The 21,750-nt window shown below is 71.7% G+C and carries 20 protein-coding genes and 1 pseudogene; 6 read left to right on the top strand and 15 right to left on the bottom strand.

Translation table 11 applies throughout. The features are described from left to right. Positions 1–14: 14 nt before the first annotated feature. From ACQ614_RS34415 to ACQ614_RS34385, 7 genes and pseudogenes are all read right to left on the bottom strand, one after another. Positions 15–500, bottom strand: a complete 486-nt coding sequence (locus ACQ614_RS34415) for a hypothetical protein (protein ID WP_431683035.1) — start codon at positions 498–500, stop codon at positions 15–17. Positions 501–523: 23 nt separating this feature from the next. Then, complete coding sequence (locus ACQ614_RS34410) at positions 524–1,984, bottom strand: FAD-binding oxidoreductase (protein ID WP_431683034.1); 1,461 nt, start codon at positions 1,982–1,984, stop codon at positions 524–526. Continuing rightward, positions 1,981–3,600, bottom strand: coding sequence for a Dyp-type peroxidase (locus ACQ614_RS34405; protein ID WP_431683033.1), 1,620 nt, complete (start codon positions 3,598–3,600; stop codon positions 1,981–1,983). Before ACQ614_RS34405 ends, ACQ614_RS34410 begins: the two co-directional genes overlap by 4 nt. 258 nt (positions 3,601–3,858) lie before the next feature. Then, positions 3,859–5,238 (bottom strand): MFS transporter, encoded by a 1,380-nt coding sequence (locus tag ACQ614_RS34400; RefSeq protein ID WP_431683032.1) that lies wholly within the window; start codon positions 5,236–5,238, stop codon positions 3,859–3,861. Then, positions 5,235–6,038: a glycerophosphodiester phosphodiesterase gene (locus ACQ614_RS34395; protein ID WP_431683031.1), complete on the bottom strand. Its 804-nt coding sequence runs from the start codon at positions 6,036–6,038 to the stop codon at positions 5,235–5,237. Before ACQ614_RS34395 ends, ACQ614_RS34400 begins: the two co-directional genes overlap by 4 nt. Before the next feature lie 131 nt (positions 6,039–6,169). Further along, on the bottom strand, positions 6,170–6,634 hold the full coding sequence (locus ACQ614_RS34390; protein ID WP_431684138.1) for a hypothetical protein: 465 nt from the start codon (positions 6,632–6,634) through the stop codon (positions 6,170–6,172). Positions 6,635–6,702: 68 nt separating this feature from the next. After that, positions 6,703–7,200, bottom strand: a pseudogene (locus tag ACQ614_RS34385) (glycosyltransferase family 2 protein); the annotation flags it as partial. 209 nt (positions 7,201–7,409) lie between these two features. Between ACQ614_RS34385 and ACQ614_RS34380 the strand changes: the two are divergent. Beyond that, positions 7,410–7,997, top strand: coding sequence for a GNAT family N-acetyltransferase (locus ACQ614_RS34380; RefSeq protein ID WP_431683030.1), 588 nt, complete (start codon positions 7,410–7,412; stop codon positions 7,995–7,997). Positions 7,998–8,076: 79 nt separating this feature from the next. On the opposite strand, the gene ACQ614_RS34375 is transcribed toward ACQ614_RS34380, so the two are convergent. Further along, positions 8,077–8,766: a hypothetical protein gene (locus ACQ614_RS34375; protein ID WP_431683029.1), complete on the bottom strand. Its 690-nt coding sequence runs from the start codon at positions 8,764–8,766 to the stop codon at positions 8,077–8,079. A gap of 604 nt (positions 8,767–9,370) precedes the next feature. Between ACQ614_RS34375 and ACQ614_RS34370 the strand changes: the two genes are divergently transcribed. Continuing rightward, positions 9,371–10,228, top strand: a complete 858-nt coding sequence (locus tag ACQ614_RS34370; RefSeq protein WP_431683028.1) for a hypothetical protein — start codon at positions 9,371–9,373, stop codon at positions 10,226–10,228. Between the two features lie 650 nt (positions 10,229–10,878). Here the strand turns inward: ACQ614_RS34370 and ACQ614_RS34365 are convergent. After that, complete coding sequence (locus ACQ614_RS34365; protein ID WP_431683027.1) at positions 10,879–11,499, bottom strand: TetR/AcrR family transcriptional regulator; 621 nt, start codon at positions 11,497–11,499, stop codon at positions 10,879–10,881. A 306-nt stretch (positions 11,500–11,805) separates the two neighbouring features. Here ACQ614_RS34365 and ACQ614_RS34360 point away from each other — a divergent pair, with 306 nt between their 5' ends. The 3 genes from ACQ614_RS34360 (at position 11,806) to ACQ614_RS34350 (ending at position 15,432) form a co-directional block, all read left to right on the top strand. Then, positions 11,806–13,326, top strand: a complete 1,521-nt coding sequence (locus ACQ614_RS34360) for a long-chain-fatty-acid--CoA ligase (RefSeq protein WP_431683026.1) — start codon at positions 11,806–11,808, stop codon at positions 13,324–13,326. 229 nt (positions 13,327–13,555) lie between these two features. Next, positions 13,556–14,773 carry an acetyl-CoA C-acetyltransferase gene (locus ACQ614_RS34355; RefSeq protein WP_431683025.1) on the top strand — a complete coding sequence of 406 codons (1,218 nt, stop codon included), beginning with the start codon at positions 13,556–13,558 and terminating at the stop codon, positions 14,771–14,773. Next, a complete protein-coding gene (locus ACQ614_RS34350; protein WP_431683024.1) occupies positions 14,770–15,432 on the top strand; it encodes an HAD family hydrolase in 663 nt (220 codons plus the stop codon). Before ACQ614_RS34355 ends, ACQ614_RS34350 begins: the two co-directional genes overlap by 4 nt. A 40-nt stretch (positions 15,433–15,472) precedes the next feature. Here the strand turns inward: ACQ614_RS34350 and ACQ614_RS34345 are convergent, their stop codons facing one another. The 4 genes from ACQ614_RS34345 to ACQ614_RS34330 form a co-directional block, all read right to left on the bottom strand. Further along, on the bottom strand, positions 15,473–15,907 hold the full coding sequence (locus ACQ614_RS34345; RefSeq protein WP_431683023.1) for a VOC family protein: 435 nt from the start codon (positions 15,905–15,907) through the stop codon (positions 15,473–15,475). A gap of 69 nt (positions 15,908–15,976) precedes the next feature. Continuing rightward, a complete protein-coding gene (locus tag ACQ614_RS34340) occupies positions 15,977–16,147 on the bottom strand; it encodes a hypothetical protein (RefSeq protein ID WP_431684103.1) in 171 nt (56 codons plus the stop codon). Then, positions 16,129–16,428: a hypothetical protein gene (locus ACQ614_RS34335; RefSeq protein WP_431683022.1), complete on the bottom strand. Its 300-nt coding sequence runs from the start codon at positions 16,426–16,428 to the stop codon at positions 16,129–16,131. The genes ACQ614_RS34340 and ACQ614_RS34335 overlap by 19 nt, the downstream gene beginning before the upstream one ends. Positions 16,429–16,512: 84 nt before the next feature. Next, complete coding sequence (locus tag ACQ614_RS34330) at positions 16,513–17,448, bottom strand: LysR family transcriptional regulator (protein WP_431683021.1); 936 nt, start codon at positions 17,446–17,448, stop codon at positions 16,513–16,515. A 134-nt stretch (positions 17,449–17,582) separates the two neighbouring features. On the opposite strand from ACQ614_RS34330, the gene ACQ614_RS34325 reads away from it, so the two are divergent. After that, on the top strand, positions 17,583–18,932 hold the full coding sequence (locus ACQ614_RS34325) for an MFS transporter (RefSeq protein ID WP_431683020.1): 1,350 nt from the start codon (positions 17,583–17,585) through the stop codon (positions 18,930–18,932). On the opposite strand, the gene ACQ614_RS34320 is transcribed toward ACQ614_RS34325, so the two are convergent. Then, positions 18,913–21,135 (bottom strand): hypothetical protein, encoded by a 2,223-nt coding sequence (locus ACQ614_RS34320; protein WP_431683019.1) that lies wholly within the window; start codon positions 21,133–21,135, stop codon positions 18,913–18,915. The two genes, ACQ614_RS34325 and ACQ614_RS34320, sit on opposite strands and share 20 nt — an antisense overlap. Positions 21,136–21,328: 193 nt before the next feature. Further along, positions 21,329–21,748: a MarR family winged helix-turn-helix transcriptional regulator gene (locus ACQ614_RS34315; protein ID WP_431683018.1), complete on the bottom strand. Its 420-nt coding sequence runs from the start codon at positions 21,746–21,748 to the stop codon at positions 21,329–21,331. Positions 21,749–21,750 lie beyond the last annotated feature (2 nt).

Raw genomic sequence — 21,750 nt, 5'->3', positions numbered from 1 at the left:
GGCACTTCCTCGGCTCAGAAGACGGGCAGGGACGGCGGTTCCGCCCAGGAGCCGAAGCCGGGCGGCTTGGCGCCCATGGGGTGGGCTCCGGCGGCGACCCAGACCAGGCCCTCGCGGTAGGCCTGCGGGGAGACGACGTGCTCGACGTCCTCGGCGGTCGATCCGTGGATGTCGCGGTAGCCGCCGGAGAGCGGGTACCAGCTGCCGAGGTACCAGAGCTTGATCAGGCTGACGACGACCGGCGAGTAGCGCGGGTTCTCGACGACCTGCCTCCGCAGGGCCTCGCCGTCGTGGTTCTTCCGGTCGGCGGCGAGGGCCTCGGCGGCGGCGGCGAACAGGTGCCCGGCCTCGCGTTCGCCGATGATCCGCAGCAGGGTGGTGTAGTAGGTCTCGATCAGGCCGGTGCCGGCCAGCTCCGCCCTGTTGAAGCCGGTCAGGGCGACGGAGAGCTCGGTGAAGATCTGTTGGGGACTGGGGGTCGGTGTGCCGTTGTCGGCCATGGGTTGCTCCCGGGGATGGCGGGTCAGCAGATGGTGCGGTTGATCGGGCTCAGGTCGAGCGGGCGGCTGAGGTCCGGCTCGAAGGTCGAGTCGACCGACTGCTGGAAGCGGAAGAAGCCGGTGGGGTCGGCGGCCGCCTTGACGGCCCTCAGCCGGGCCAGGTTGTCGCCGTAGTAGGCCCGGGCCCAGTCCTTCTGCAGCGGGTCGATGTAGTTGACGTAGGCGCCGTGGAAGTCGGCGCTGAGCGCCTCGCCGAAGTCGAAGGCCCACTCCACGTTGGTGCGGGTGTCGGCCGGGTCGTTCCAGATCGCCTTGAGTTCGAAGACGTAGCGCTTGTCGCGGTGCGGGTAGGGCCCGTGGTTGTCGCCGTCCGGGTGGAGGACCTTGCCCCGGCCGTGCGTCCACACCACGAAGCTGTCCGGCGAGGGGGCGTTCTCCATCGCGTCCTTGACGGCCTCGATCATGTCGCTGCGCCAGCCGTCCTCGCCGATCACCCCGGAGCGGATGTAGGCCTGGCGGTCGCCGACCAGGGTGGAGCGGCCGATGGTGGCCTCCCAGGTGGGCAGCGGCATCGAGTAGATGCTCGCGTTGAAGGGCTCCAGCCGCAGCATCGGCTGGAGCAGGTCGACGCCGTCGGCGTACTCCCCGTTGAAGACCGGGGTGATCCGGAAGGTGGGGATCCTCCGGGTCGGCTCGGCCGGGTCGGGGTCGCGGCCGACGTAGCCGTACGCGGCCATCGCCCGGGGGACGTCCTTTGCCCACGCGTCGTAGGCGGCGATCACCTCCTGGGCGCGCTCCAGCGGGTAGGACAGCTCGCCGCCCATCACGGTCGCGGCCGCGGGCGTGTGCAGTCGGAGGGTCATCTCGACGGCGACGCCGAAGTTGCCGCCGCCTCCGCCGCGGCAGGCCCAGAACAGGTCCCGGTCGGCCTCGTCGGGGGCGTCCGCGGTCAGGGTGCGCAGCCGGCCCTCGGCGTCGACCAGCTTGATCTCGGTGACGTTGTCGCTGCCCAGTCCGTAGGAGCGGGACACGAAGCTGTAGCCGCCGCCCTGCAGGAAGCCGGGCAGGCCGACGGTCAGGCAGCCGCCGCCGATCGGGATCAGCGGGGCGGCGTTGCGGGCGACGTACCCGTACACGTCGCTCCAGACGGCGCCCATCTGGACCCGCAGCCGCTTGCTGTCCCGGTCCAGCGCGATGCCCTTCATCAGCCCGAGGTCCAGCACGACGCCGCCCCGGTTGAGGCAGTACCCGGCGGCGCTGTGCCCGCCGCCGCGTACGGTCATCGGCAGTTCGAGCTCCCGGGCGAACGCGATGGCCCGGGTGACGTCGGCGACCGAGTTGGCGCGCACCACGTAGGCCGGGGGTGTCCGGGTGCGGCCGTTGTCGATCTCCATCGCCCTGGCGTAGTCGGGGCTGCCCGGCTCGCAGACGTACCCGCTGAGGTGCCGGGCGAGCTCGTCGACGGCCCGCTGGTGGCCGCTCACGATCGGGTTCCGTTCCCGGCCGGCTCCACCACGGTGCCGAACCTCGTCAGGGCGCTCAGGCTCGGCACGAAGAAGTACTCGCCGCCGCGCATGGTCACCCACTGGCCGACCCGCTTCGGGAAGAAGCAGTCCGTGGACGCCGGCGGCACCTTGGAGAAGTCCAGCTGGTTGTGCGAGCCGTACGCCTTGGGCCAGGGCTGCTCGACCGCCTCGTCACGGGAGTCCGCGGAGGGCAGCCGGCCGATCACCGCGTCCAGGCCGGTGGCGGGGCGCAGGAAGTCCTCGTAGTTCGCCCAGAGCGCCTGGATGAACTCGAACTGGTCCGGGATGCTGCTCTGCGCGCACAGGAACAGCAGCCCGACGGTGTCGTTGGGCGCCGGGTCCAGCGTCGCGGGGCCGAAGCTGATGCCCCGCCTGGCGATGCGCTGGGCCCGCTCCTGGGTGAGCGGCACCCCGAACTGGCGCTGCTTGTCGCCGCGCGGGTTGGCCTTGCGGGTGTGGGCCGCGAGGGGACAGCGCACCCCGTCGACGTCGCCGTCGTAGGTGAAGTTGTTCGGCAGCGAGGCCAGCCCCGGCACCTGCTGCTCCACCACCGGGGTGCCGTCCTTGAACCGGCCGACCATGTAGGCGCCGGCCAGGGCGATGTCCGCGTCCGTGGGGTCCTGTGCCTTGGGGTCGGCCTGCTTGGCGATCTCCAGCCCCAGGGCCGTCTCGTCGCCGCGGAAGCCGGGCACGTCCTGCTCCAGCTTGCGGTACACGAAGTAGGAGCCGTAGCCGTCGCTCCCGCCCGCCGGGTCCTTGACCAGCACCTGGTCCAGCGGCGCGCTCGGGTCGTACCTGTCGATGCCGCCGCCCAGCGTCCTGGCCCGCTCGATGTCCCGGGCGAAGAAGAGCGGCTGGCTCACCCCGTCCGCGAAGCCGAAGTGCTCGCGGACCGTCCCGGTGGGGCTCGGGTTGCCCTGCGCGTCGAACCGCATGGCGGTGCCGGTCTCCTCGGCGACCGTGGCGCCGATCGCCGCGAGCTGCTGCTTCAGCTCCGCCACCAGCGGGTCGATGCGCTTCACCGGGTCGTCGTCGGCGACGATGACGAGGGCGTGCAGGGTGGCCTGGAAGGCGGGCTCCCATGCGGTCACCGGCGGGTCGTTGAGGACCGTCACCCGGCTCTTGGCGCCGGCGGCGAAGGACGGGTCGTCCGGCGTGATGTCCGCGCCGAGCCGGAGGTCCCGGTACCCGGCGGCCGAGACCATCGCGCCGACGAAGACGGAGCTGGCGGAGAGGATCATCGCCCTCCGGTCGGCGGGGGTGATCGCGCCGTTCCCGGCGATCGTCCTCAACGTGTCCCGGTAGCTGCTCGCCTCCTCGTACTGGGTCAGGGCCGAGGTGATGTACTGGGGCCGGGCAAGCGAGGCCAGCCACTGCCGCGCCTTCTGCCGGTCGTCGGCGCTGCCGGTGGCGAAGGTGATGAACAGGTGGCGGCTGTGGTCACGGCCGTGGCTGCGGAGGATGTTGCCCTGCATGTCGCCCAGGGCGGCCCGGACGGCTTCCTGGGTGTTGCGGGTCGGAGGGACGGTCGGCAGGTCCGGATCGATCGCGGTCTGCTTCAGGTCGATAGCCATGCGGTCCACCATGGGGCGGAGCGCGGCCGACCGGAGCACGGCGACACGCCTCCCGACCGCACGGGGAAGCGACAGCAGAATGGTTTCGACGTGCAGCTTTGTTTGAATACGGACTTGCCGAAAATCTGACGCAACATCACTCGCGCGGAGCAGCGCACGGGGCGTGCGGCCCGCGACCTGCTGCGCTACGGCCCGCCCCACCGGCGAGTTGGTGCGCCTCCGCCCGGAAGCGCCTCGCCGGTGAGCCGGGCCGGGTCGTCACAGCCTCTCGGGGACGGGGTTGCCGACCGCCTCGACGGCCCGGCGGAGGGGGACCTTCAGCAGCACGGCGAAGCCGATCACGAAGAACACCAGCAGGGAGATGATCGCCGAGCGGTAGCTGCCGGTGATCTGGTACGCGAGGCCGAAGACCAGCGGGCCCATCCAACTGGTGCCGCGGTCGCTGACCTTGTAGAAGCTGAAGTACTCGGCCTCCTTGCCGGCCGGGACGAGGTGGGAGAACAGCGAGCGGGAGAGCGCCTGGCTGCCGCCCAGCACCAGACCGATCATGCAGGCCAGGGCGAAGAACCAGATCGGACGGTGGGCGGGCATGAAGTACCCGAGGGCGAGGGTGAACACCCAGGCGACCAGCGAGCCGAGGATGGTCCGCTTGGCGCCGTACCGGCCTGCGATCCGGCCGAGCAGCAGTGCGCCGCCGATCGCCACGATCTGGACCAGCAGCACGGCGGCGACCAGCGAGGTCTGGTCCATGCCGAGCTCCTCGCTGCCGTAGAGCGAGGCCTGGGAGACGACGGTCTGGATGCCGTCGTTGTAACAGAGGAAGGCGGCCAGGTAGAGCAGCGTGAGCGGGTACTTGCGCATGCCGCGCAGGGTGCGGGCGAGTTCGCGCAGGCTGCCGGCGGCGGGCCGGTCGGGCACGGCCGCGGCACGGCCCGGGGCCGCGCCGGCCCGGGAGGGCAGCCGCAGCATCGGGACGATCGTGAACAGTGCCCACCACAGGCCGGCCGAGGCCAGGCAGATCCGCACGGCGGTGCCGGACGACAGGCCGAGCGCGTCGTGCCCCTCGAACAGCGCCAGGTTGGCGATCAGCAGCAGTCCGCCGCCCGCGTAGCCGTAGGCCCAGCCCTTGGAGGAGACCGCGTCGCGCTCGTCGGGGGAGGCCAGGCCGGGGAGGTAGGCGTAGGAGAGCGCGACCGACACCGCGTACGCGATGTTGGCGACCACCAGCAGCGCGCCGCCGAGCAGGTAGCGGTCGCCGTCGAGGAAGAACATGCCCATCGTGGCGATCGCGCCGACGTAGGCGAAGCCACACATCAGCTCCTTGTGCCGCCCGGTGCGGTCCGCGACCGTGCCGGTCAGCAGCATCACCGCGACCGACAGCAGCACGGAGAAGGAGACCGTGTACGGGAAGAACGACCCCGCGCGGATCGAGAGGCCGAGCGGGTGCACGTCGCCGGCCGCGTCGGCGGCGTTCTTGGCGACGGAGGTCAGGTACGGCCCGAGGAACACCGTCAGGACGGTGGCCGAGAACGCGGCGTTGGCCCAGTCGTTGATGTACCAGCCGAACTGCATCCGGCGCAGGGTGCGGCTGTCGGTGGAAGTCTCGAGGTGGTCGGGCAGTTGGGCCGCAGTGCTCATGGGGCTCCTGTCTCCGTGCTGGAGCCGGTGCTGCCGTCGAACCAGCAGCCGCGCTCACCGAGGACGTCCCGCAGGACGTCGATGCGATCGGCCATGATGCCATCCGCACCCAGGTCGAGGAGAGCCCTGATCCGCACGGGATCGTCCACCGTCCAGACGTGCACCTGCAGGCCGAGGCGATGGGCGGCGCGGACGAAGGCCCGGTCGACGACCGGCACGCCCAGGTGCCGCTCCGGCACCTGCGCGCACACCCCGGCGAACGGCGCCCCGCTCCCCCGCAGCAGCGGCCCGGCCAGCGAGAGCAGCCGCAGCCGGGCCACCTCGCGTGGGCCGAGCGAGGTGGCCAGCCGGGGGCCGGCGGCGGCGCGGACGGCGGCGAGGCGGCGGTCGGAGAAGCCGCCGACGCAGACCCGGTCCCAGGCGTCGGTCCTGCGGATCGCCTCGACCAGCGGCCCGACGGCCTGCGGCGCCTTGACGTCGACGTTGAAGCGGGCACCGGGGAACGCGTCGAGCAGGTCCTCCAGCAGCGGCACGGGCTCGGCGCCACCGATCCGGGCCCGCCTGACGGTGTCCCAGGGCAGTCCGGCCACCGCCCCGGTGCAGTCGGTGACCCGGTCGAGGCGGGAGTCGTGGAAGGCCACCAGCACACCGTCGCGGGTGGCGTGGACGTCCGTCTCGAGGTAGCGGTACCCGAGGGCGACGGCGGCCTCGAAGGCGGCGAACGAGTTCTCCGGATGCCCGAGGTCGCCGCCGCGGTGCGCGAAGGCGAGCGGCCCCGGCTGGTCGAGGAAGGGGTGCATGTCGTGCTCCGAGGTGCGGGTGGAGGGCCCACGCGAGGCCGGGCGGTGCTGCCCGCTCCGACGGCATCTCGGATCGCGCGCGTTACAGTATGACGCAACCTGTCAAGCAGTAACGCGCGTGGTGTGCGGGCTCAGCCCCGGGCGACCGCCTGACGGGTGCGCCGGGCCAGGCGGTGCAGACGCTGGACGGCCACGAAGCGGTGCATCCGGTCGGCCAGCGTCAGGCGGTACTTGAGCCACAGCTGGGTGCTCAGCCCGGCCGGCCGCTCGGGGCCGATCGCTCGGACCAGCCGGCTGACGTGCCGCTGGTAGGCCTCGCGGTAGGCGCGGTCGCCGTCCGGGACGGACCAGAAGAACATCGGGATCTCCTCGACCAGGCAGTTCCGGTCGTAGGCGCGCAGGTGCTCGGCGAACACGGGCTCGGGGCGGCCGAGCAGCCACTCCCGGACGAGTTCCATCGAGCGGACCCGGTCGACCAGGCCGCGCGGGTCGGTCCTCTTCTGGGTGATGGACAGCTCGCCGTCCTCGCGGACCCGCCAGTGGTAGACCGGGTCGGCGAGCACGTCGACCCGCTCGGCGAGGAAGTGGTGCGGCACGCTGACCGGGGCGTCCTCGTACAGGATGCCCTCGGGGAGAGGATGCCCGCCACGTCGAAGAACGAGCGCCGGTAGACCTTGTTCCAGGCGGTCCGGTCGGTGACCAGGGCGGGCAGTTCGCTGACGTGGGTGCGCAGCCGGGTCTCCCGGAACGGGCGGCGGTGGGCGTGCGAGGGGGTGAGGCCGTCGCTCCGCAGGCGCATCGCGTTGCCGGCGGCGAAGTCGGATCCGGTCTCGTCCAGCGTGCGGATCATCAGCTCGTACGCGTGCGGCGGCAGGGTGTCGTCGCTGTCGACGAAGGCCAGGTACTCGGTTCCCGGGGTGAGGTGGCGCCAGCCGGTGTTGCGGGCGGCGCCGAGGCCCCTGTTCTCCTGCCGGACCAGCCGGAAGCGGGGATCCTCGGCGGCGTACGCCTTGGCGATGACGGGGCAGCCGTCGGTCGAGCCGTCGTCGACCATGACGCATTCGAAGTCCTCGAAGGTCTGGGCCGCGATCGAGTCCAGGCACTCCTCGAGGTAGCGCTCGACGTTGTAGATCGGAACGACGACGGAGAGTCGCGGGGCCATCCAACGGCCTTTCGCTCAGGGGTGGACGCGCCACGCGGGCGCCGACCACCGATCACCGGAAGTGACTGATCGCCACCGGTAGCGGCCCGAGCGTAGGGAATGCACGCGACGGCCGGATGAACAGGGGTTGGCGTCCGGCCTGCGGCTCGGTGCGGCGGCCTTTGGCGTACCCCTGTCAGGAATCGCCGGGCCGGGTTAGCCTGCTCCGCATGGCACCACGGCCCCTCGCGCCCGTCGTCCTGCACGGCCGGTACGTCCGGCTGGAGCCGCTGACCACGGCGCACGTACCCGACCTGCACCTCGCGGGCAGCCGCGACGACGGCCTGTGGCAGTGGCTCCCGGTGGTCACTCCCTACACCCTCGGCGAGATGCACATGCTGGTCGAACAGCGGCTCGCCCAGCAGTCGGCCGGCAACGCGGTGATGTTCGCGATCGTCCCGGCCGGCACCACCCGGGCCGCCGGGTGGATCGCGTACACCGACATCGCGGTCGTCGACGAGCGCCTGGACATCGGCTGGCACTGGGCCGCCCGCAACACCTGGGAGACCCCGCTGACCGCGGAGGCCCACTTCCTCCTGCTCCGCCACGCCTTCGACGACCTGGGTTTCGGCCGCGTCCAGTGGCAGGTCGACCACCTCGACGTCCGCACGCAGCTCACGCTGTCCGGCCTCGGCGCCGTCCGCGAGGGCCCGCTGCGCCGCCACGCCCGGCGCTCGGACGGCACCTGGCGCGACACCCTCGTCTACGCCGTGCTCGCCACGGAGTGGCGGGACGGCCTCCGGGCCGGCATCCCCTGACGCGGCCCCGCGTCCCCGGGAACGGATCCCGGGGACGCGGGGCGACGGGAGGTGCGGTCCGCACCCGAGAGCGTCCGGATCAGGCCGGGGCCGCCCCGGGCCCGGGCGAGGCCGTGGATGCGACCGCGCCGATCGCCGCGCTCTTGACGAGCCACGCGACACCGAACGCGAACACCGACACCGCCTCGCCGACGTACGTCAGGGTCAGCGGGAGGTCCCACGCGAAGTGCAGCACACCGGCTGCGGCGATCATCACGGTGCAGCCGACGACGACCCACCCGCACACCAGGTAGACCCCGTTCCGGATCCGGTGTCCGGTCCGGCCCCGGCTGTTGCCGAACAGCCGGAGGCAGAAGAACGCGAGCACGCCGAACAGCCCGGCGGCGAAACAGAGGTGGAGGATGCCGACCGTCGTCTGCACCTGGGTCGGGTGCGGCGTGACGGACGACGGCGGCAGGGTCGGGAACAGGGCCACCAGGATCGCGAACACCCCGGCCAGTGAGCTCAGCCGGTCCTCGCGTCGGTCGTGGCGGTAGCAGATCAGGAAGACGCCGATGGCGCACAGACTGCCGACGAAGACGTTGCGCATGTGCGTGTAGTACGACGCGCTCATGGAGGCGAGCAGCGTGAGTCGCGCCGACGTGACGATGTTTCCGATCGGGAGGACGATCGGCAGGAGGAACCCGATGATGCCGACGCCGAAGCGAAGGCGCTGCACGGTCTGCGGGTCCTGATCCTGCGGGTCGAGTCCGGAGTTACGGCGGGTCATGAGACGCCCCCTCAGCCACCCGAAATGCTCAGTACCTCCCGATTTTCCCGCGCCCGCCTACCTCGAAACCGCGCCACGCGCACGTCGAATTCCCGCCATCCGCACGGCCGCCGTTCGGCCGCCCCGCTCGGGTTGTCGGGCCCTGCTTCTGCCGGCCGGTGGGCGTTGTGCCACCCTGTCCCCCCGGACGTACCCGTTCCTCGGCGCACACGGCCCGCCGACCGCAGGCCTGATGCGGCGTCACGATCGAAAGGGCGAGACCCCCATGGCGAGTTCCGACACTCCCCCGCCTCGTCCTGCCGAGCGTCATCGGCGATCGCGTCCGGTGCTGCGCAGGCCGGTCGTCGTAACCCTGGCAACCGCCCTGGTCGCAGTCGGCGGGATTGCGGTGGCCGTGTGGGCCCGGCCCGGCGGCGGGGAGGGATCGGCGGCCGGGCCGGCTGCCATGGCCGGCACGAGCCGGTCGACCGTCCCGTCGTCGACTCCGACGGAGTCCTCCCCGGCCTCCCCGACTCCGGCATCGGCGACGGCGGCGGTGCCGTCCGCGACCGCGAGCACACCGCCCCCTGTCTCGGCCGGCGCCAAGGACCTCGGCGGGTGCCCGGTGGCCCCTGCCGACAGCATCTGGCGCACCCGGATCGACCGGCTGCCCGCTTCGCCGCGTTCTGCGGCCTACGTTGCCGCGATAGGCGCGGGCAAGCAGCTGAAGGCGGACTTCGGTTCCGGCACCTGGGAGGGTGCGCCGTTCGGCATCCCGATCACCTCGGTACCGGCCGGCACCCCGGGCACCAGGGTGTCCTTCGACTATGCGGAAGACAGCGACAGGGGCCCGTACCCGATCCCGGCCGGCGCCCTGATCGAGGGCGGCCCGCAGGCGAGCGGCGACCGCCACGTGATCGCCCTCGACAAGTCCGCCTGCAAGGTCTACGAACTCTACGACGCCCACCCGCAGGGCGGCGGATGGCACGCCGGCTCCGGAGCGGTGTTCGACCTCCGGTCCAACGCCCTGCGGCCGGCCGGCCGGACATCCGCCGACGCCGCGGGTCTGCCGATCCTCCCGGGCCTGGCCCGCTACGACGAAGCCGCCTCCGGCACGATCGACCACGCACTGCGCATCACCGTCCCGCGCAGCCGGCACGCCTACCTCTGGCCGGCCCGCCACCAGGCCTCCGGCGCCACCGACCAGGACCTGCCCCCGATGGGCCTGCGGCTGCGGCTCAAGGCGGACGTGGACATCTCCCGGCTCCCCGCACAGGCCAAGGCGATCGCACAGGCCCTGAAGACCTACGGTGCCGTCGTCGCCGACAACGGCTCCGCCTGGTACGTCAGCGGTACCCAGGACGACCGGTGGAACAACACCGCACTCCGGCAACTCGGCACCTACACGGGCAGCGACTTCGAGGCGGTGGACGTCTCCGGCCTGCAGATCTCCGCCGACTCCGGTGCTGCTCGCCGGCCCTGACCGCAAAGCCGAGGATGCTCCTCCGGTACGCAGGCAACACCTTCCGATCGCAGTGGTCCTGTGCAACAGACATGATCATTGGGCAACGTCCTTGCAGCGGCCGGACCTTCCCCGGCCGCCACCGCGCAGGCCTCGACAACGCCCTCGGCCGGGCGTAGATCGGGAAGCATGAGTCGGCACGACCCGGCGGAGTCAGCGAGACCTCCCGTCGAGAGCAACACGGCCACCCACCCGGACACGGGCGCCACGACAGCTGCCGGCCGTCCCGGCCGGGCGGCCGGAGCCGGGGAGACCGACAGTGTGACGGCGGAGCGCGAGGACGCCCTGGTGGCGGCCGTGGTCAGGGCCGTCAAGGCGGCCTCGTCGAGAAACGCGGCAGCGACATCGATCTGGGCATCGACGACCTGCGGGCCTCGCCGGCCCACGCCCGCACCGGAAGCCTCGAGGAACTCGCCGACCAACTCCTGCGGAAGGCCCGGCGCTCCCCGCACCGTTCGGACGACATCGCCCTGCTGCTCACCGACTACCATCCGGAACAGGCCCCCCAGGTCGACTGACGGCTGCGGGACGGGCCCCGCCCGGCCCCGTCACCGCTGCCGGTCACTCGCTTCGGCGAGCGCCGCGCCGCCGGAGTCGGGGAACCCCCGGCGCTACTCCGGGTGGGCGCCGAGCATGCGGAGGACGAGGTCGGCGTACTGCCGTCCGAGTTCCTCGGGCGAGGTGCGCATGCGGTCCTCGTACCAGCGCGCGACGTCTATGCCGAGCGAGAGCACGGCACGGCCGGCGGCTCGCACGTCCCGGACCTCGAACACACCGGCCTCGGCACCCTCGCGGACGAGTCCCTGGGTGAGTTGCTCGATCCTGCGCCGGAGGTCCACCACGGTTCGGTAGTCCTCCTCGGGCAGTGATGGCAGCTCGTACGCCACGACCCGTGCCACGGCGTGGCGGCGGGCGTGCCATTCGGTGAACTCCTCGGCCAGGCGGCGCATTCTCGTCACCGGGTCACCGGCCCCGGTGACGGCTTGGTCGACCACGGCGAGGATCTGCTCGTGCCCGCTCCGTACGATCTCGAAGAGCAGGGCGGCCTTGGACGGGAAATGGACGTAGAGCGCCGCCGAGCTCATCCCCGCGGCTGCGGAGATGTCACGCGTGGTGGTGGCGTGGTAGCCCTGCCGGGCGAAGCACTCCAGACCGGCCGCCATCAGACGGCGGGCGGTCCCCGGTTGAACGTCCGGCCACAGGTCGTCCGCGAGGGCGGTGGGGGCGGGCACTGATCTTCCCTCGCTCCGACGCATGGGCCGACCCTATCAACCGGCCGGCTGCGGGAGACGGGGCGAGGGTGAGGGCGACACGGGCTCCGGCTCCCGCCCATAAATTACCGCTTAGTAACACTGACTGAGCGCTTGCTTAGCGGATACGGGGGTCGTAGCCTCCGTCACACCGGTCGGCCGAGGCGGCCCCTCGCCCGGCCGCGCCACCACCCTCCATCCGCGTCCACCCGCGCCGGAGAAGGGGTCACGGCCCGACCTCCCCGTCCCGCCCGAGCCGCACCGCGCCCACCCGATCGGGAGTGCCTCATGAGCTTCAACCTCGCGACCATCCTGCGGGAGTCGCGCCACGCCCATCCGGACAAGCCGTTGTGCCACTTCGCGGACACGTCCTTCAGCTACGCACAGGTCGACGAGATCTCCGGCCGCGTCGCGAACAGCCTTCGCGCCCTCGGACTGCAGCGCGGCGACAAGGTCGCCGTCCAACTGCCCAACGTTCCGCAGTTCCTGTTCACCTACTTCGGGATCCTCAAGGCCGGGCTGACGATGGTCCCGCTCAATCCGCTGCTCCGCGCCGCGGAGATCGCCTACCACCTCGAGGACTCCGACGCGAAGCTGCTCGTGACGTTCGAGTCCTTCGCCGACGAGGCGCTCAAGGGCGCACAGCAGGTGGAGGACGTGACGACGTACATCGTCACAACACCGACCGGCCACGGCCTGCCGGAGGGGACCGTCCACTACGACGAGCTCTACTCCGCGGAGGACACCGGCGACATCGAGCCGACCGATGCGGACGACACTGCGGCGCTGCTCTACACCTCGGGCACGACCGGTCAGCCGAAGGGCGCCGAACTCACCCACTTCCAGCTCTACATGAACTGCACCGTCGCGGGGGAACTGTTCGGCTTCCGCGACGACGACATCGCCGTGGCGGTGCTGCCGCTGTTCCATGTCTTCGGACTGTCGAGTGTCCTCAACACCTGCGTGCGCTACGGCGGCACGATGGTCCTCGCACCCCGGTTCGACCAGGAGTCGGTACTCGACATCATCGAGCGCCACCGCTGCACGGTGTTCTCCGGCGTTCCCACCATGTACTTCGCGCTGCTGTCGGCCGACACCGCCGGCCGGGACCTCGGCTCACTGCGGGTCGGCGTCTCCGGCGGGGCCGCGATCCCCGGCGAGGTGATCCGCGCCTTCGAGGAGAAGTTCCCGGGAGTCGTGATCCTGGAGGGCTACGGGCTGTCCGAGACCGCGAGCACCACCACCTTCAACATCAGTGCCGAGGCCCGGAAAGTGCTCTCGATCGGCAAACCCATCTGGGGCGTCCAGGTGCGCGTGGTCGACGAGAACGACGAACCGCTGCCACCGGGGCCCGACCGCATCGGCGAGATCGTCGTCCGCGGCCACAACATCATGAAGGGCTACTACAAGCGGCCCGAAGCCACCGCCGAGGCATTCAGGAACGGGTGGTTCCACACCGGTGATCTCGGCTACGCCGACGACGACGGCTACCTGTTCATCGTCGACCGCAAGAAGGACCTCATCATCCGCGGCGGTTACAACGTGTACCCGCGCGAGATCGAGGAGGTCCTCTTCACCCATCCGGCGGTGGCCGAGGCGGCAGTCGTCGGCAAGCCCGACCCAAGGCTCGGCGAGGAAGTCCTGGCCTACATCGCGCTGAAGCCGGGCGCGTCCGCCGCGCCGGAGGAGATCGCGGCCTACTGCAAGGACAGGGTCGCCGCGTACAAGTACCCGCGCGAGGTACGCCTCGTCGACGCGCTGCCCAAGGGGCCGACCGGGAAGATCCTCAAGAAGGCGCTCCGCGCCTGACCTCAACTGCACGACTCTCCGCCGCAGTCGAACCATACTGCGGCGGAGATTCTGCATGCCCGGAGGCCGCGAAAGGGCCTCTCGGCGAACGCCGGCACCGCCGCGTCGAGCGGGCGGGCGTGTGACGTGGTCCACACCGACCTGCCGGGTCGGACCCGTTGACGCTTCGTGCCGCACTGCTGCAGCCTGGCTGCTAAGCAAGCGCTTAGTCAGTTCCGGAGGGAAAGCCATGCCCGAAGCCGTCATCGTTGCCACTGCCCGTTCGCCGATCGGCCGGGCCTTCAAGGGATCGCTGAAGGACCTGCGCCCCGACGACCTCACCGTCCAGATGGTCCGGGCCGCCCTCGCCAAGGTGCCCCAGCTCGACCCGAGGACGATCGACGACCTGGTGCTCGGCTGCGGCCAGCCGGCCGGGGAGTCCGGCTTCAACATGGCCCGGGTCGTCGCCGTCCTCGCGGGGCTGGACGAGGTGCCCGGCACCACGGTGAACCGCTACTGCTCGTCCAGCCTGCAGAGCACCCGGATGGCGCTGCACGCGATCAAGGCGGGCGAGGGCGATGTGTTCATCTCCGCCGGTGTGGAGACCGTCAGCCGCTACACCCAGGGCAACGCGGACGGTCTGCCCGGCACCAAGAACCCGTTGTTCGCCGAGGCGGAGGCCCGCACCGAGCAGTTCGCCGCCGGCGGCCGGACGTGGGAGGACCCGCGCAGTCAAGGATGGCTGCCCGACGCGTACATCACGATGGGCCAGACGGCGGAGAACGTCGCCCAGCTCAAGGGCGTCAGCCGCGCGGACCAGGACGCCTTCGGCGTCCGCAGCCAGAACCTCGCCGAGAAGGCGATCATCGACGGCTTCTGGGAGCGCGACATCACCCCGGTGACCCTGCCCGACGGCAGCCGGGTGACCGAGGACGACGGTCCGCGTGCCGGAGTGACCCTTGAGGCGGTCTCCCAACTGCAGCCCGTGTTCCGGCCCGACGGCACCGTCACCGCCGGCAACTGCTGCCCCCTGAACGACGGCGCCGCCGCGCTCGTCGTCATGTCGGACACCAGGGCGGCGGAGCTCGGGATCACGCCGCTGGCCCGGATCGTCAGCACGGGCGTCTCGGGGCTGTCCCCGGAGATCATGGGCCTGGGGCCGGTCGAGGCCTCGAAGCGGGCACTGGCGCGTGCCGGCCTGACCATCGGCGACATCGACCTGGTCGAGATCAACGAAGCGTTCGCCGCCCAGGTCATCCCGTCGGCACGCGACCTCGGTGTGCCGGAGGAGAAGCTCAACGTCAACGGTGGCGCGATCGCCGTCGGCCACCCGTTCGGCATGACCGGTGCCCGGATCACCAGCACCCTCATCAACTCGCTGCAGTGGCACGACAAGCAGTTCGGCCTGGAGACCATGTGCGTCGGCGGCGGCCAGGGCATGGCGATGGTGCTGGAGCGGCTCTCGTGACCGCGGTGGAGGCGGTGGCCTTCGACTACGGCGGCGTGCTCACCGGCCCGGTCCGGGACTCGATCGCGGCGTGGCTCGAGGCCGACGGCATCGAGCCGGAGTCGTTCTCCCGGACGCTCAGGGCCTGGCTGTCCCGCGACGCCGAGGACGGTACTCCGATCCACCGGCTGGAGACCGGTGAGCTGACGATCGCGGAGTTCGACGCACTGCTCGCCGCCGAGCTGGTCACGGTCGACGGCGCGGCGGTCGACCCGGTCGGTGTCCTCGCGCGGCTGTTCGCCGGGATGCGGCCCGACCCGGCGATGTTCGAGCTGGCCGGCGAGCTGCGTGACCTCGGGATCCGGGTGGCCCTGCTGTCCAACAGCTGGGGCAACACCTACCCGCGCGAGCGGATCGACCCGCTCTTCGATCCCGTCGTGATCTCCGGCGAGGTCGGCCTGCGCAAGCCCCTGGCCCCGATCTACCGGCTCGCCTCGGACCTGCTCGGCGTGCCGTCCGACCGGGTGCTGTTCATCGACGACGCCGAGCCGAACGTGCTCGGGGCCCGGGCGGTCGGCATGCAGGCCCTGCTCCACGTCGACGCCGACACCACCCGGGCCGCACTCGCCGACCTGGTCCCCGGGCTGGCCCGGTCGCACTCGACCGCACCCCCGACCTGATGGTCGGTTGTTCCCGCGGCCGCCACCCGCACCGCCGTCGTCAGTCGAGGCAGAACTCGTTGCCCTCGACGTCCTGCATCACGATGCACGACTCGTTGTCGTCATCGGCGGGCAGCAGTCGCACGCGTACCGCGCCGAACGCGACCAGCCGTGCGCATTCGGCCTCGAGCGTGGCCAGTCGCTCTTCACCCACGAGCCCGGTACCGACCCGCACGTCGAGATGCAGCCGATTCTTGGCGACCTTCCCTTCGGGAACGCGCTGGAAGTACATTCGCGGGCCCACGCCCGAGGGATCAATGCACACGAACCACGATCCCCGGTCCTCGGGCGGCAGCGACCGATCGAAATCGCCCCAAGTGGCAAACCCCTCCGGCGGCGGCGGTACGACGTACCCCAACACCTCGCACCAGAAACGAGCGACGCGCTCGGGTTCTGCACAGTCGAAGGTGACCTGGAACTGCTTGACCGATGCCATCGGGCCACCATAGCAGGGGGCTCCGTTGCTCAATTCCGGGTGGGGATCCACATGTTGACGGGAGGATTGTCAGGCGTTCGTGCGTGACAGGTGGTCGGGGAGGTCGGTGAGCCGTTCGATGCGGAGCACCGTTTCGTCTGCCGTCGGCGACGGTCCACCGGTGACGAAGTCGATGCCGCGGTCCAGCCAGATGCCGGTGAGCCCGGCGAGGGCAGCTGCGTTCACATCGCTTTCCAGCATGTCGCCCACGTTGACCGCCTGCGCGGGGTCCGTCCGCATCCGTCGGCAGGCGGCGGCAGGAAGGAGCGGAGCCTGCGCCGGTGGTGCTCGGCGAAGGAGCACTGACCGGCCAGGTACTCCCGCATGTGGCGCGCCTCCAGCGTCCACCACAGCGTCACCGGCTCCTCCGGCGGAGCCGTCGCGTTCGGCGCGGCCCGGACGATCCGGCCGATCGTTTCCATGACCGCGCTTCGGTGATCGACCAGGGTGCCGTCCGGGTCGAAGAAAATCACATCCGCCACAGGATGATCGTCCCGTGGCGCCTGCCCTGACGCCAGAAGGCAAGTGTCGCGGTCCTCTCGCGACGGCCGAAGGTGCGGCGGCGTTCAGCGCGGCATCGCCCATCCCGGCACCCACGTCCCGGCGGTGTCGTGGCCGGCCGCCGTGGCGGCGAGGTGGGCGCGGAGGGTGGCCAGTGCCGGGTGGGGGTTGTCGCGGTGCCAGAGCAGCGAGTGCGGGTAGACGGGCGTCGGGTCGGTGACCGGGATGCGGCGCAGGCCGTGGCCGGCGGGCCAGACGAGGCGGGTGTGCTCGCCCATGAAGGTGGCCAGGGCCGGGGTGTCCGCGATGGTGTCGAGGAGCGCGTCGGAGCCGAAGTTGGGGCCGGTCGCCTCGATGGTGAGGCCGAATTCGGCAGCGAGGTCGTCGTAGTAGGCGGCCCACTCGGTGCCGGGGACGATGCCGGGCATCCAGATCCGGTGTCCGGCGAGCCGGGCCGGGGCCACCGACCGGGCGCCCGCCAGCGCGTGGGCAGGGCCGGTGAGGAGCTGGAGCGGCTCGTCGAGCACCCGGACGGACGCGATGTCCTCGGGGAGGGGCCGGCCGGGCATGGCGACGGCGCGGAAGGACGCGTCGATCGACCCGGACCGGATGGCGGCGACGGCCGTCTCGACGTCGAACAGCATCACCACGTCGAGGTCGATCTCGGGGTGCGCACGGTGGAATCCGCGCATCAGGCCCGACGCCGCGACGCGCGAGGCGATCACGTCGACGCGCAGCGGACGGCGGCCGGTGCGCACGGACGCGACCGCGCGCTCGGCGACGCGGAGCAGCTCGCGGGCGTGGGGCAGGAACGCCTGCCCGTCGATGGTGAGCCCGGCACCGCGCGGAGTGCGGGTGAACAGCCGCACGCCGAGGCTGCGCTCCAGCGCGGCGATGCGCTTGGAGACGGCCTGCTGGGTGACCGCCAGCTCGGCGGCGGCCTCCTGGAACTGCCCCGCGTCGGCTGCGGCGACGAAGGTCCGGACGGTGTCGAGGTCCATGCGACCGACCCTATCGACACAACCGTCGGTTGTGGCCGGCCCGCCCTGTGGTTGTTTGACCCCCGGATACGGCGCTCGCTTTGATGCTTCCGATCACGGATCGGTTGTGCAGGTGGGCGGCGAGAGGCAGGGGCATGGGGAGCGGGCGCCGGCTGGGACGGCGGTTCGGGTGGTTCTGGGGAGCGTACGGGACCAGTGCGCTCGGCACCTGGCTCGCCTTCGGCGCGTTCCCGCTGATCGCCGTCCGGGTGCTGCACGCCGGTCCGGCCGAGGTCGCCGCGCTCTCCTCCGCGGGGGCGGCGGTGGGCGCGGTGGTGGCGGTGCCGCTCGGCCCGTGGGTGGAGTTCCGCCGCAAGCGGCCGGTGCTGATCGCGATGGACCTGGTGCGGTTCGCGGCACTGCTGACGATCCCCGTCGCGTTCGCGCTCGGCCTGCTCACCTTCGTTCAGCTCCTGCTGGTCTCGGTCGTCGTCGCGGCGTCCGACATCACCTTCCGCGCCGCCTCCGGCGCGTACCTGAAGGCACTGCTGCCGGCCGAGGACCTGCTCTCCGCCAACGCCCGCCTCGAGTCCACGGCCTGGACGACCACGGTCGTCGGACCGCCGCTGGGCGGCGCGGCGATCGGGCTCCTCGGTCCGGTGGCGACGGTGGCGGCCGACGCGCTCAGCTACCTGCTCTCCGCCCTGGGCATCTGCGCGACGGGCCGGCACGAGCCGCGGCCCGAGCGGCGCGAGGTCGCGCGCATGCGGGCCGGGGACCTGCTCGACGGCTGGCGGTACATCCTCGCGGACGCAACGCTGCGTCCGCTGTTCTTCAACACCGCCCTGTTCAACGGCCTGGTGATGGCCGCCCAGCCGCTACTGGCCGTCCTGATGCTCGGCCGGCTCGGGTTCGCACCGTGGCAGTACGGCCTCGCCTTCGCCGCCCCGTCGACCGGCGGGCTGCTCGGTTCGCGGCTGGCCCGACCGCTCGCCGCCCGGTTCGGGCAGCACCGGGTCCTGGTCGCGGCCGGGGCGCTGCGCGCGCTGTGGCCCCTCGGCCTGGCCTTCCCGGGGCCGGGCGCCGGCGGGCTGCTGCTGGTGATGGGCGTCGAGCTCGGGCTCATCTTCTGCTGCGGGGTCTTCAACCCTCTCTGCGCCACCTACCGCTTGGAGCGCACCGCGACCGACCGGGTTGCCCGCACGCTGTCCGCCTGGGCGGTGACGACCAAGGCCTCGACCGCTCTCCTGACGGCCCTCTGGGGCGTGCTGGGCGGTCTGCTCGGCCCACGTGCGGCCATCGCCCTGGCCGGTGTGCTCCTGCTGGCGACCCCGCTGTTGCTCCCCCGCGGCGGCCGTGGGAGTGCCGGGCGGTGCGCGCCCGGCACAACCCGGACCGGGTTCGCACGGACCCGGGCCTGCCCCTGTCCGCCCCCGGCCCGCCCGGCGGCGGAACGGCGGCGGAACGGGGGCGGCCGGGGGCCCGCTACCGGTTCTCGTCGGTGATGCGTTCCTTGGTCTGCTCGGCCTGGGCCGCGATGCCCCGGACGACGGGCTCGCGCAGGCCCTTGGTGTCGCGGAAGAACGTGGCCATCCCGTCCAGGGAGCGGGTGGCCCGGCCGAGGTCGCCGGTCCTGGCCTCCATCCGGGCGCGGCGGCGCATCACCCAGTTGAGGGTGAGGTTGTCGACGCCGTCCTCGCCGGTCGAGGCCTCCACGACGGAGTCGAGGTGCTGGATGCTCTCCCGCGGGTCGGCCGGCACGGTGTACAGGTTGCGGTCGGCGGTGAGGTACTTGAAGTCCCGGGACGCGTTGACGCCCTTGACCAGGCGGGGGTAGACGGCGAGCGGGTGGTCCCCGTACTGCTCGATGACCTCCTGGAGTGCGTCGTTGCCGTCGGTGAGGCTCTCGGCGGAGGAGCCGAGCAGGTAGAAGAGGGTGCCCTGCTGGTCGCCCATCATCAGTTCGGCGACGTGCTCGTCGGCGTCGGTCCGCGGGGTGCGGACGGTCAGGTGCTGGACGTTGGAGAGCACGCGGGAGCCGTCGGAGGCGACGTACTGGGCGCGGAGCTGGTAGCGGCCGGGCTGTTCGAAGTAGAGGCCGTCGCGGCCGTAGCCGATGTAGGCACTCTTGTAGACGGCGTTCTCCTCGGTGACCACGCGGGTCTGCACGTTGTCCTCGAGGCAGCGGACGAGCGGCGGGCGGTACGTCCTGACCTGGCCGGACGGGGTGCGGACGGCAATGGTGACGAATCCGTCGGCGGGGCCGAGGCGATCGTGGGTGACGCGGCCGCGCCGGTCGGGCGAGGAGAGTTTGAGCTCGACGACGACCGGTTGGCCGTAGGCGAAGGCCCGGGCGGAGCGGAGTTCGAGGGTGAGGCCGCAGTGGTCGGTCACCGGGTCGCCGAACAGCTCGGGGTCGACCTCGGCCGCACCGACGCCGAACGGGTTGCCGCCCATGACGACGTCACGGAAGAAGCCGTGCCGCAGGTGGACCAGTTCGTTGTCGGTGAACTGGAACGGGAAGGCGGCCCAGTAGGCGGCCTCGCCGCCGGCGGCGGGCGGCGGGGGCTGGAACTTCCAGGTGTAGTTCATCCAGGACAGGTCGCCGAGGCCGCCGTTGGGCCCGAGCGGCTGGGGCGGCTCGGCGAAGTTCTTGTCCCAGGAGTGCAGCAGGTTGAAGGCGTGGCCGAGTTCGTGGACGTAGGTGCGCAGCTGGGCCCGCTGGCTGGCCGGGTCCTGGCCCTGGATCGCGTCGTGGAACACCGCGTACCCCTGCCGCTGGAAGGCGCCGTCGGCGTCGAACATGATGCCGCGCACCCCCTCCTGCACGAAGGAGGTGGCGACCAGCAGCCAGGCCTGCCAGAGCGGGGTGTCCCGCCACAGGCTGAAGTGGTTGACCATGGCGTTGTGCAGCTCGGCCTCGTCCCACTTGGCGTCGGTGCCGGCGCCGCCGACCGGGACGGTGTTCGAGGTGCCGGCGAGCTGCACCTCGATGCCGGCCTCCTCGAAGGCCTTCGACAGGGTGAGGGTGCGGGTCGGGCTGGACGGCGGCTGCGGCAGCGAGCCGGTGTTGTACTCGATGAACGGCACCGTGCCCGCGACCGAGTCCTGCTCCAGCTTGATGCTGCGGAAGTGCGGGGAGACGAAGCCGCAGAGGTAGGTCGCGGTGGCTGCGCCGCCGGCGGCGGAGAAGTGGACGGTGGCGGAGACCGGACCGTGGGACGGTCCGGACGCCCGCGGGATGACCACCCGGACGTGGCGGGCGGCCACCGGGAAGCCGAATTTGGCCGTGCCCTCGATCCTGACCACGCCGGGCGTGGAGGAGACGGTCGGGGCGTCGAGCACGAAGGAGCCGACGTAGCCGGTGGTGGTGCCGCTGGTCTGGAAGAAGTCGCCGCTGACCCGCATGGTCGGCCGGAAGCCGTCCACGTCGACCCTCAGCTCCAGCTGGCTCTCGCCGCCGACGCTGCGGTACCTGCCACGTACCAGGCGCCGCGTCTGCGGCCCGGCGGCCCGCAGGGCGGTCTGCGCTTCCAGCATCGCGACCTTGGCCTGGAGCTGGACCAGCTGGTCGGCGCCCTCCGGCTCCTCGACGGCGGCCTCGGCCAGGTCGTCGCGTTCGGCGAGTTCGAGCAGGTCCTCGATCTCGTACGTGCCGGGGGACCGGCTCTGGCCGTCGAGCACGGTGGGATCGGAGATGACTGACATGTCCTTGTGGGCTCCTTCGCTCAGGGTGGTGCGTCGGGTTCGGTCGAGTCCCCTCCCTGGCCACCATGGTGGGCCTCGCAATTCCGGACGTATAGGCCCATACAGGGTCTTTCTGACGGCCCATCACACCATGCCCGGCGCCGGGGTCGTGCACTTGTGCGCTTCATGCCGGCCCCGCCCGCCCAGGAGCCCGTCAGGCGGGCCCCTCGCCGAGCACCCGGCGGAGCAGGTCGAGCAGAACGGCGCGGTCGGCGGCCGGCAGGTCCGCGTAGCACTCGGCGAGCACCTCCTCCGCGACGGCGTGGCCGACCTCCAGCATCCGCTCGCCGGCGGGCGTCAGCCGGTGTTCGATGCGGCGGCCGTGTCCGGGGGTGCGCTCGATCAGGCCCTGGGCGACGAGGCGGCCGGCGAGGGTGCCGAAGGCCTGTTCGGTCTGGAAGGTCTCGGCGGCGAGGGTCCGCGCCGAGGCGCCGGGCAGCCGGCCGACGGCGCGCAGCGCGTCCCACTGGGCGAGGGTGGTGCCGACGGCGGCGAGCCCGGTCTCCAGCGCCCGGTGCTGACGGTACTGAACCTGTTTGACGGCCCTGCCGAGAACCTGCAGCTCACTGTGCATGC

Source organism: Kitasatospora dryopteridis, assembly GCF_050749075.1.
GTDB lineage: Bacteria > Actinomycetota > Actinomycetes > Streptomycetales > Streptomycetaceae > Kitasatospora.
Note: the sequence above shows the minus strand (reverse complement) of the source record. Positions and strands in the feature narration are given on the sequence as shown.